Below are 10,403 nucleotides of genomic sequence, written 5' to 3'. Positions count from 1 at the left end.
AGTTGGGCACTCTAAGGTGACTGCCGGTGACAAACCGGAGGAAGGTGGGGATGACGTCAAATCATCATGCCCCTTATGACCTGGGCTACACACGTGCTACAATGGGTGGTACAAAGGGCAGCAAAGCCGCGAGGCCGAGCGAATCCCATAAAGCCACTCTCAGTTCGGATTGCAGGCTGCAACTCGCCTGCATGAAGCCGGAATTGCTAGTAATCGCGGATCAGCATGCCGCGGTGAATACGTTCCCGGGCCTTGTACACACCGCCCGTCACACCACGAGAGCTTGTAACACCCGAAGTCGGTGAGGTAACCTTTTGGAGCCAGCCGCCGAAGGTGGGACAGGTGATTGGGGTGAAGTCGTAACAAGGTATCCCTACCGGAAGGTGGGGATGGATCACCTCCTTTCTAAGGAGCTTAAAAGGCTCATACCTTTTTAAAGCTTCGCTTGGTACTTTTTGTTTAGTTTTGAAGGGTCACACCTTCTGTAAATAAATATTTTTCCGCTGCGATATACTCGCAAGAAAAACCTTATTTGATACCCTTTAGGGGCCTGTAGCTCAGCTGGTTAGAGCGCACGCCTGATAAGCGTGAGGTCGGTGGTTCGAGTCCACTCAGGCCCACCATATAATGAAATATAAATGGATTCAGGGGGCCTTAGCTCAGCTGGGAGAGCGCCTGCCTTGCACGCAGGAGGTCAGCGGTTCGATCCCGCTAGGCTCCACCATTGGAAATTTCATTATATTAAAGAATCTAATATAAGGTTCTTTGTCATGTGCCCTTTGAAAACTGGATAACGATTAACTGATTGATGATCACCGGTTGTTTTAATTAAAAGTGCAAACTTTTAACGAGTACAACCGAGTGTCTTAGATAAGGCTAAATGTAGACGCCATTTTTTAACATGGTTAAGTTAGAAAGGGCGCACGGTGAATGCCTTGGCACTAGGAGCCGACGAAGGACGGGACGAACACCGATATGCTTCGGGGAGCTGTAAGTAAGCTTTGATCCGGAGATTTCCGAATGGGGGAACCCACTGCCTGTAATGAGGCAGTATCCATACCTGAATACATAGGGTATGAGAAGGCAGACCTGGGGAACTGAAACATCTTAGTACCCAGAGGAAGAGAAAGCAAATGCGATTTCCTGAGTAGCGGCGAGCGAAACGGAATCAGCCCAAACCAGAAGGCTTGCCTTCTGGGGTTGTAGGACACTCCATACGGAGTTACAAAGAAACAGCGTAGGTGAAGCGACCTGGAAAGGTCCGCGGGACAAGGTAACAGCCCTGTAGCCGAAACGTTGTTTCCTCCGGAGTGTATCCTGAGTACGGCGGGACACGTGAAACCCCGTCGGAATCCGGGAGGACCATCTCCCAAGGCTAAATACTCCCTAGTGACCGATAGTGAACCAGTACCGTGAGGGAAAGGTGAAAAGCACCCCGGGAGGGGAGTGAAAGAGATCCTGAAACCGTGTGCCTACAAGTAGTTGGAGCCCGTTCATGGGTGACAGCGTGCCTTTTGTAGAATGAACCGGCGAGTTACGATAACGTGCGAGGTTAAGTTGAAGAGACGGAGCCGCAGCGAAAGCGAGTCTGAACAGGGCGCTATAGTACGTTGTTGTAGACCCGAAACCGTGTGATCTACCCATGTCCAGGGTGAAGTCCAGGTAACACTGGATGGAGGCCCGAACCCACGCACGTTGAAAAGTGCGGGGATGAGGTGTGGGTAGGGGTGAAATGCCAATCGAACACGGAGATAGCTGGTTCTCCCCGAAATAGCTTTAGGGCTAGCCTCGAGGGAAGAGTGTTGGAGGTAGAGCACTGATTGGACTAGGGGTCCCCACAGGATTACCGAATTCAGTCAAACTCCGAATGCCAATCACTTATCCTCGGGAGTCAGACTGCGAGTGCTAAGATCCGTAGTCAAGAGGGAAACAGCCCAGACCATCAGCTAAGGTCCCCAAGTATACGTTAAGTGGAGAAGGATGTGGAGTTGCTTAGACAACCAGGATGTTGGCTTAGAAGCAGCCACCATTGAAAGAGTGCGTAATAGCTCACTGGTCGAGTGACTCTGCGCCGAAAATGTACCGGGGCTAAACGTATCACCGAAGCTATGGATTGTCCTTACGGACAGTGGTAGGGGAGCGTTCCAAGGGCTGTGAAGCATGACCGGAAGGACATGTGGAGCGTTTGGAAGTGAGAATGCCGGTATGAGTAGCGAAAAGAGGGGTGAGAATCCCCTCCGTCGAAAGCCTAAGGTTTCCTGAGGAAGGCTCGTCCGCTCAGGGTTAGTCGGGACCTAAGCCGAGGCCGAAAGGCGTAGGCGATGGAAAACAGGTGGAAATTCCTGTACCACCACGTCACCATTTGAGCAATGGGGGGACGCAGGAAGGCAGGGAATCGCGCTGATGGATATGCGCGTCCAAGCAGTTAGGCTGGCAAACAGGCAAATCCGTTTGCCATAAGGCTGAGCTGTGATGGCGAGGGAAATTTAAGTACCGAAGTTCCTGTACCTACACTGCCTAGAAAAGCCTCTAGCGAGGTGACTGGTGCCCGTACCGCAAACCGACACAGGTAGGCGGGAAGAGAATTCTAAGACGCGCGGGAGAACTCTCGTTAAGGAACTCGGCAAAATGACCCCGTAACTTCGGGAGAAGGGGTGCTCTGATAGGGTGCAAGCCCGAGAGAGCCGCAGTGAATAGGCCCAAACGACTGTTTATCAAAAACACAGGTCTCTGCCAAGCCGCAAGGCGACGTATAGGGGCTGACACCTGCCCGGTGCTGGAAGGTTAAGAGGAGGGGTTATCCCGTAAGGGAGAAGCTCTGAATTGAAGCCCCAGTAAACGGCGGCCGTAACTATAACGGTCCTAAGGTAGCGAAATTCCTTGTCGGGTAAGTTCCGACCCGCACGAAAGGTGCAACGATTTGGGCACTGTCTCAACGAGAGACCCGGTGAAATTATATTACCTGTGAAGATGCAGGTTACCCGCGACAGGACGGAAAGACCCCATGGAGCTTTACTGCAGCTTGATATTGGATTTTGGTACAGCTTGTACAGGATAGGTAGGAGCCTTGGAAACCGGAGCGCCAGCTTCGGTGGAGGCATTGGTGGGATACTACCCTGGCTGTACTGAAATTCTAACCTCGGACCGTGATCCGGTTCAGGGACAGTGTCAGGCGGGCAGTTTGACTGGGGCGGTCGCCTCCTAAAAGGTAACGGAGGCGCCCAAAGGTTCCCTCAGAATGGTTGGAAATCATTCGCAGAGTGCAAAGGCATAAGGGAGCTTGACTGCGAGACATACAGGTCGAGCAGGGACGAAAGTCGGGCTTAGTGATCCGGCGGCACCGTATGGAAGGGCCGTCGCTCAACGGATAAAAGCTACCCTGGGGATAACAGGCTAATCTCCCCCAAGAGTCCACATCGACGGGGAGGTTTGGCACCTCGATGTCGGCTCATCGCATCCTGGGGCTGAAGTAGGTCCCAAGGGTTGGGCTGTTCGCCCATTAAAGCGGTACGCGAGCTGGGTTCAGAACGTCGTGAGACAGTTCGGTCCCTATCCGTCGCGGGCGCAGGAAATTTGAGAGGAGCTGTCCTTAGTACGAGAGGACCGGGATGGACACACCGCTGGTGTACCAGTTGTTCCGCCAGGAGCATCGCTGGGTAGCTACGTGTGGAAGGGATAAGTGCTGAAAGCATCTAAGCATGAAGCCCCCCTCAAGATGAGATTTCCCATCACTTTATGTGAGTAAGATCCCTCAGAGAAGATGAGGTAGATAGGTCTCGTGTGGACGCATGGCGACATGTGAAGCTGAGAGATACTAATCGATCGAGGACTTAACCAATTAAGTCTTACTAAGCAAGATCACCAATCAGAAAAAAGTTATCCAGTTTTGAGAGGGCAACACAAAAAGCGTAAGCGCCTCGAATACGAGCGACAAGCACTGGAGGGCCGGCAAGAAGAAGCAAGCATTTAAGCTTCGATTGACGGACCGAAGTGACCTCGAGCGAGTAGGCGCTGAAGCTAGACACCTTTCAATTTTATAGTCCAGTGACGATAGCGAAGAGGCCACACCCGTTCCCATGCCGAACACGGAAGTTAAGCTCTTCAGCGCCGATGGTAGTTGGGGGCTCTCCCCCTGTGAGAGTAGGACGCCGCTGGGCAGATAAAAAGACATTCTCTTTTGAGGGTGTCTTTTTTTGTGTTCTTCCCCCATAAGGTGGATGTGGTTTTATCTATAATTAGTTAAGGAAGTACGAGAGGCCAGAGGAACAAGAAGGTCGAGGAAGCAAGCGAAAGAGACTCGGAGTGGGCTCTGCCCATGAGAATCGAAGGAGTGCAGCTGACGAAGAGATTCGCCGTTCATCGGGAATCGAGTAAGCCGATGGTAGTTGGGGCTCGCCCCTGTGAGAGTAGGACGCCGCTGGGCAGATAAAAAGACATTCTCTTTTGAGGGTGTCTTTTTTTGTGTTCTTCCCCCATAAGGTGGATGTGGTTTTATCTATAATTAGTTAAGGAAGTACGAGAGGCCAGAGGAACAAGAAGGTCGAGGAAGCAAGCGAAAGAGACTCGGAGTGGGCTCTGCCCATGAGAATCGAAGGAGTGCAGCTGACGAAGAGATTCGCCGTTCATCGGGAATCGAGTAAGCCGATGGTAGTTGGGGCTCGCCCCTGTGAGAGTAGGACGCCGCTGGGCAGATAAAAGACATTCTCTTTTGAGGGTGTCTTTTTTTTGTGTTCTTTTCATCGCAAAAGCAACAGATTTATGAAGTTGGCGCGATAAAAAGAGACTTTGGCGCGTATACGTGATAATTCGGCGCGATAAAGTATAAGTTACGCGTGATAAATCCTCTGTTAGGCGCAATAAGTCCAGAGGCAGGTAAAACGGCGTGCTGTATTGTTGGGTTAAGCCGGGAGGAAAAGGAGGTTCCAACTCAACGTGGCACTTATGAACCCGGTCCCAGTGAACCCGGTCTGCCGGTGCCAGGTTACGGAAAGGAGTATGAGTGAGAAAACGGGAGAAAAAGCGCCCAAATCAAGTTGGTACCGCTGAACCCGTAAGAAATGAAAAACAACACTAAGTCTCCAGCGTACCGGCAGCAATCAGCTATATGGTTAAGCAGATTGCTCATGGTAATCATAGATAAACAGGAACAAGGACGAAACAACGCTCATATAGTAAAATAATCATTTTCACAGAATTGAAGAATAACTTTGTTTTTTCCCGGCCATACTGGTGATGGAGGTGGAGAAATCATGAAGGGTATATTGCCTGTAAAAGAGCAAGAGAGTTTACAAGAGTGCTTGATTTGTGAGCAGGAAAAGGAAAAAGGAATTTATTTGTTAAATTATTTTATTTGCAGAAGCTGTGAAGAGGACATTGTAAATACGGAAGCTGATGATCGGGGATATAAGTATTATCTCGAGAGGCTTAAGAAAGTCAGGAATACTTTATTGGAGATAAAGGAAAACAAGGTTCATTAATTAATGGACCTTGTTTTTTATTTCATTGGTAAGTATAAGTAAAAGTGTAATTATGAAAATGAGAATTCCTGCTTATAAGGTAAACACAGGGACGGATGTTCTGTATAATAAGGATAGTGCTGTAAGAGAGAGGAATAACAATGAACCAGAAACATACACCGCTGTTTAATCAGCTCGTAACTCATATAAAACGAGATCCAGTGTCCTTTCATGTACCAGGGCATAAAAACGGAACAGTATTTCCAGGTAAAGCTTCCCAATGGTATAACGAGATACTGAAACTTGACCAGACGGAGATAAGCGGACTGGATGATCTCCATCAGGCAGAAGGTGTTATCAAGGAGGCCCGGCAGCTTACGGCTGATCTTTATAATGTAAAACATAGTTTTTTCCTGGTAGGTGGCTCTACTGCAGGCAATCTTGCGATGACTATGAGCCAGCTGCAAGAGGGAGACACAGTTCTCTTGCAAAGAAACTGCCATCAGTCTGTTTTCCATGCCGTGGAACTTTCAGGAGCAAGGCCGGTCTATCTCCAGCCGGAGACAGATGAAAACACGGGCCTGTCACTGGGAATAAATAAAGAAACGCTCAGAAAAGCAATAAAGAAGTATCCGGAGGCAAAGGCGGTTTTTTTAACTACGCCTACTTATGAGGGCTACGTCCAGCCCCTGAATGATCATATAAGGATGGCGCATGAAGCCGGAATGATTGTAATGGCTGATGAGGCACATGGGGCTCATTTGCTTTTTAACCATGAGGGATGGCCACAATCTGCCCTTGCGTCGGGGGCAGATCTTGTTGTACAGTCAGCCCATAAAATGCTTCCGGCAATGACCATGACTGCTTTTTTACATGTAAGGGATGACACAAGAATTGATGTGAACAGGCTGCGTTACTATTTAAAAATGCTGCAGTCCAGCAGCCCCTCATATCCTCTGATGGCGTCCCTTGATTTAGCCAGGGCATATTTGGCGGAAATGAAAGACGCAAACCTCAATAATTTGACGGATCAATTAGTGGCGTTTAAAAAGGAATTTACCGAGGGGGATGGATGGTCAAGAGCTCCTCTGAGAATAAATAACTACCTGCAGGATCCTTTGAAACTGGCGTTTATTGCAGACAACGCTCAGTTGCCGGAAAAGTGGAGACAGAGGATGGAAATTAACGGAGCATACCCTGAGCTTGTTTCACCCAGGCACCTTTTATTAACTTTGCCTTTAACGACAGATGAGTTACCCTTTAAACAGTGGAGCAGGTTGATTAAAACAAGTCTGGAGGGAAACGGGGGCCCGGGAACGGAATTATTTAATGAGTACAGGATGAAAGAGGATATATCTGAACCTTTCTGTACACCTAAAGAAGCAGACAGGCTTCCCTGTAGTTTCGTTCCAGTGAGAAGTTCTGCAGGTAATATAGCAGGAGAAACGATAACCCCATATCCACCCGGTGTTCCGTTATTAATAAGAGGAGAAAGAATATCTGAGGAACAATGCAGGAAATTAGAATGGCTGGGGAAAAATAATACCTATTTTCAAACAGGGGAAGAATGGATATCCAAAGGGATAAAGATACTTAATAAGCAGACAGATGAGGAGAATGGCATGTGAACGGTTTATTTATAACATTTGAGGGCGGTGAAGGGGCTGGAAAAACAACAGTCCTCCAAATAGTAAAAGAGCAGCTGGAAGAAAGAGGCCTGAAGGTGATTGCTACCAGAGAACCTGGAGGAAGTGTAATTGCCGAGAAAATCAGAGAGATCATTTTAAACCCTGAGCATACGGAAATGGATGCCCGAACGGAAGCGCTTCTTTATGCAGCAGCCAGGAGGCAGCATCTCATTGAAAAAATAGTTCCATACTTAGAGGATGGTTATGTAATACTTTGCGACAGATTTATCGACAGCAGCCTTGTTTATCAAGGGGAAGCAAGGGAGATAGGCATTGAAGAGGTGCTGAACATCAACTTATTCGCAACCGAAGGGTTAATGCCGGAGATGACTTTATATTTCGATATTGAGCCTGAAACCGGGCTGGCGAGAATTCATTCCCACCAGGGAAGGGAAGTCAACCGGCTTGACCAGGAAACAATAAGTTTTCATGAAATGGTACGAGAGGCATACAGGAAGCTTGCAGCAAGGGAACCGGAAAGAATTCATCTGTTAGATGCATCCCGGCCGCTTGATGCTGTAGTCAAAGAAGCTGGCGATAAAATAGAGAGTATACTGCAAAAACAGGAAAAACGTTAATTTAAAAGGAGAAACAATAGTTATTCAAAATGCACATAATGTAATAAAATATAAAGTATAAAAGCTTCCAACACAGTTGGGGAATTGAGGAGGAAGGGTCATGAAATTAATTATGGCAGTTGTTCAGGATAAAGACAGCAACAGGTTGTCCGATGCACTAGTGGAAAATGACTTTCGTGCAACGAAGCTTGCGAGCACAGGAGGCTTTTTGAAGGCAGGCAACACTACGTTTATGATTGGGACAGAGGATAAAAACGTGGAAAAAGTCCTGACGATAATTAAGGATAACTGTAAATCCAGAGAACAGCTCGTAGCACCAATCTCTCCAATGGGAGGCAACGCGGATTCCTATGTGCCGTATCCAGTAGAAGTTCAGGTAGGAGGAGCGACTGTATTTGTTCTTCCTGTAGAGCAATTTGAAAAGTTTTAAGTATTAGAGGCTGAAGAATGGAGAAATGTTTATGTGGGAGAAGTTAAAGGAGACTCAGCCTGCTGTTGCGAAAATGCTTGTAAATAGTTTGAAAAAGGACCGTCTTGCGCATGCTTATCTGTTTGAAGGACCGAGAGGGTGCGGAAAAAAAGAAACGGCCAAAGTCCTGGCCAAATCCTTTTTTTGTACAGCATCCAGTGGGCCTGATCCTTGTCTTAATTGCCCGGATTGTAAAAGAATAGAGTCTGGAAATCATCCGGATGTTCACTTTATAGAGGCAGAAGGGCAATCGATAAAAGTTGATCAGATCAGGCACCTGAAAAAGGAATTCAGCTTCAGAGGGGTAGAATCCAGCAAGAAAGTTTATATAGTGGACGATGCGGAGAAAATGACGCCAGGGGCGGCAAACAGTATCCTGAAGTTTCTCGAAGAACCAGACGGGGAAGCCCTGGCTGTTTTGATGACTACGCAGTTCCACCGAATACTCAAAACGATCGTTTCCCGTTCTCAAGTTTTGACGTTTGCGCCGTTATCACCTGAAAGATTAGTGGGAAAACTGGTGGAAGAAGGCATTTCTGATACTGATGCCCGGACTGTATCGCAAATAACCTATGATTTGGAAGAAGGAATCCAGCTTTGCAGTGAGAATTGGATTGCACAGGCCAGAAATAAAGTGATACAATTAATTGATGAAGTTTCTATGCGTCCAAAATATGCGTTCCTTACATTGCAGGAGGTATGGATGCCTTTTTTCAAAGAAAAAAAGGACATGCAGCTCGGCTTAGACTTATTTTTAATCTGGTACAGGGACGTTCTGCGAATGCAGGTGGATCAGACAGATCTTATCGTTTACACAGATCAGAAAGATAAGCTTCAGGAGCAGGCATTAAAGCTGTCACAACGTAAGCTGGGAGCTAACCTCCAGGCGGTTATGGATGCAAAACGCAAGTTGGATGCAAATACCGCTCCCCAGCTATTAATGGAGCAATTGCTTCTTCGTCTACAGGAGGGATAACGTGCATCGAGTTGTAGGTGTTCGATTTAAGAAAGCCGGCAAAATATATTATTTTTCGCCAGGTGAATTAGATATAAATAAAGATGACTTTGTCATCGTCGAAACTGCCCGCGGGGTGGAATTTGGCAAAGTGGTAAGCGGCATTAAAGTAGTGGATGAGAAAGATGTAGTTCTGCCGCTGAAAAATGTGCTTCGGCTCGCCACGGAAAAAGATAAGCTCATTGTAAAAGAGAACAGGGAAGAAGCACAGAAAGCATTCAGTGTTTGTGTGGAAAAAATTTCCCATCATGAGCTTGATATGAAACTGGTGGATGTGGAATACACATTCGACCGTAATAAAGTTCTCTTCTACTTTACGGCTGACGGCCGTATAGATTTCCGTGAACTGGTCAAAGACTTAGCATCAATTTTCCGAACGAGAATTGAGCTTAGACAGATTGGCGTCAGGGACGAAGCAAAAATGCTCGGCGGTATTGGGCCGTGCGGAAGGATGCTTTGCTGCTCTACATTCCTGGGAGATTTTGAACCAGTATCGATAAAAATGGCAAAGGATCAGAACCTTTCTCTAAATCCAACTAAGATATCCGGTCTTTGCGGGAGACTCATGTGCTGTCTGAAATATGAAAATGATATGTATGAGTCAGCAAAGAAGGAATTGCCTGACTTAAATGAGCAGATGAAGACAAGCTATGGAAAAGGAAAGGTAGTTGGACTCAATATGCTCGAACGTCTTGTACAAGTTGAAATATTTGAATCAGGGCGTGTCATAGAGTTTACTTTAGACGAGCTGATGGAAGAAGGGGCAATAACCGCGGAAACCACGAAGTAATGAGGTGTGGGATCTTGAACAAACATGAGATTTTCGCTCGTGTAAGCCAGATGGAGGAACGAATAGGTGGCCTTCACCATGAACTTGGGGAACTGAAGGAGCAGCTTGCTCTGCTGCTGGAAGAAAACCACAGCCTCCAGATTGAAAATGAGCACTTAAGAGTGCGGTTGGAACGTACAGAGGAACATACTCAGGAAGAAAAGAGGCAGACCGGAAAGCAGAAGAAATCTGATTCCGGCCGGTCTGATTTCGGTGAGGGATATGATAACCTTGCCCGCCTATATCAGGAAGGGTTCCATATATGCAACCTGCACTACGGAAGTATCCGCAAAGAAGGCGATTGTTTATTTTGTTTATCTTTTTTAAACAAAAAATAATTATTTAGAAAGGGGTCTTTCCGGTCGAGC

The 10,403-nt window shown here is 47.2% G+C and carries 7 protein-coding genes, 2 tRNA genes, 2 rRNA genes and 1 other annotated feature (1 of these 12 cut by a window edge); all 11 genes read left to right on the top strand.

Annotation, left to right across the window (positions count from 1 at the left end):
* Positions 1-405, top strand: a sequence feature (mutual gap in cmsearch alignment for this rRNA model is longer than 100); it begins 350 nt to the left of the window's first position.
* 141 nt (positions 406-546) lie between these two features.
* Positions 547-623, top strand: a tRNA-Ile gene (locus BK582_RS05110).
* 25 nt (positions 624-648) lie between these two features.
* Positions 649-724, top strand: a tRNA-Ala gene (locus tag BK582_RS05105).
* A 179-nt stretch (positions 725-903) separates the two neighbouring features.
* Positions 904-3,838 (top strand): 23S ribosomal RNA (locus BK582_RS05100).
* A gap of 202 nt (positions 3,839-4,040) precedes the next feature.
* Positions 4,041-4,157: ribosomal RNA gene (rrf, locus tag BK582_RS05095) — 5S ribosomal RNA — on the top strand.
* Positions 4,158-5,249: 1,092 nt separating this feature from the next.
* The gene (locus BK582_RS05090; protein ID WP_078593278.1) at positions 5,250-5,477 is read left to right on the top strand and encodes a sigma factor G inhibitor Gin; all 228 of its coding nucleotides are present in this window, start codon (positions 5,250-5,252) and stop codon (positions 5,475-5,477) included.
* A 140-nt stretch (positions 5,478-5,617) separates the two neighbouring features.
* On the top strand, positions 5,618-7,084 hold the full coding sequence (locus BK582_RS05085; RefSeq protein WP_078593277.1) for an aminotransferase class I/II-fold pyridoxal phosphate-dependent enzyme: 1,467 nt from the start codon (positions 5,618-5,620) through the stop codon (positions 7,082-7,084).
* Positions 7,081-7,722 (top strand): dTMP kinase, encoded by a 642-nt coding sequence (gene tmk / locus BK582_RS05080; RefSeq protein WP_078593276.1) that lies wholly within the window; start codon positions 7,081-7,083, stop codon positions 7,720-7,722. Before BK582_RS05085 ends, tmk begins: the two co-directional genes overlap by 4 nt.
* Before the next feature lie 100 nt (positions 7,723-7,822).
* On the top strand, positions 7,823-8,152 hold the full coding sequence (locus BK582_RS05075) for a cyclic-di-AMP receptor (RefSeq protein WP_078593275.1): 330 nt from the start codon (positions 7,823-7,825) through the stop codon (positions 8,150-8,152).
* A gap of 31 nt (positions 8,153-8,183) precedes the next feature.
* Positions 8,184-9,167, top strand: a complete 984-nt coding sequence (holB, locus tag BK582_RS05070; protein WP_331249265.1) for a DNA polymerase III subunit delta' — start codon at positions 8,184-8,186, stop codon at positions 9,165-9,167.
* 1 nt (position 9,168) lies between these two features.
* The gene (locus BK582_RS05065) at positions 9,169-9,996 is read left to right on the top strand and encodes a PSP1 domain-containing protein (protein WP_078593273.1); all 828 of its coding nucleotides are present in this window, start codon (positions 9,169-9,171) and stop codon (positions 9,994-9,996) included.
* A gap of 14 nt (positions 9,997-10,010) precedes the next feature.
* Positions 10,011-10,373 carry a DNA replication initiation control protein YabA gene (gene yabA / locus BK582_RS05060; RefSeq protein ID WP_078593272.1) on the top strand — a complete coding sequence of 121 codons (363 nt, stop codon included), beginning with the start codon at positions 10,011-10,013 and terminating at the stop codon, positions 10,371-10,373.
* Positions 10,374-10,403: the final 30 nt, after the last annotated feature.

The organism is Evansella clarkii (assembly GCF_002019695.1).
Classification (GTDB): domain Bacteria; phylum Bacillota; class Bacilli; order Bacillales; family Salisediminibacteriaceae; genus Evansella; species Evansella clarkii.
The sequence above is the reverse complement of the archived record's forward strand: the minus strand, read 5'-3'. Positions and strand labels throughout refer to the sequence as shown.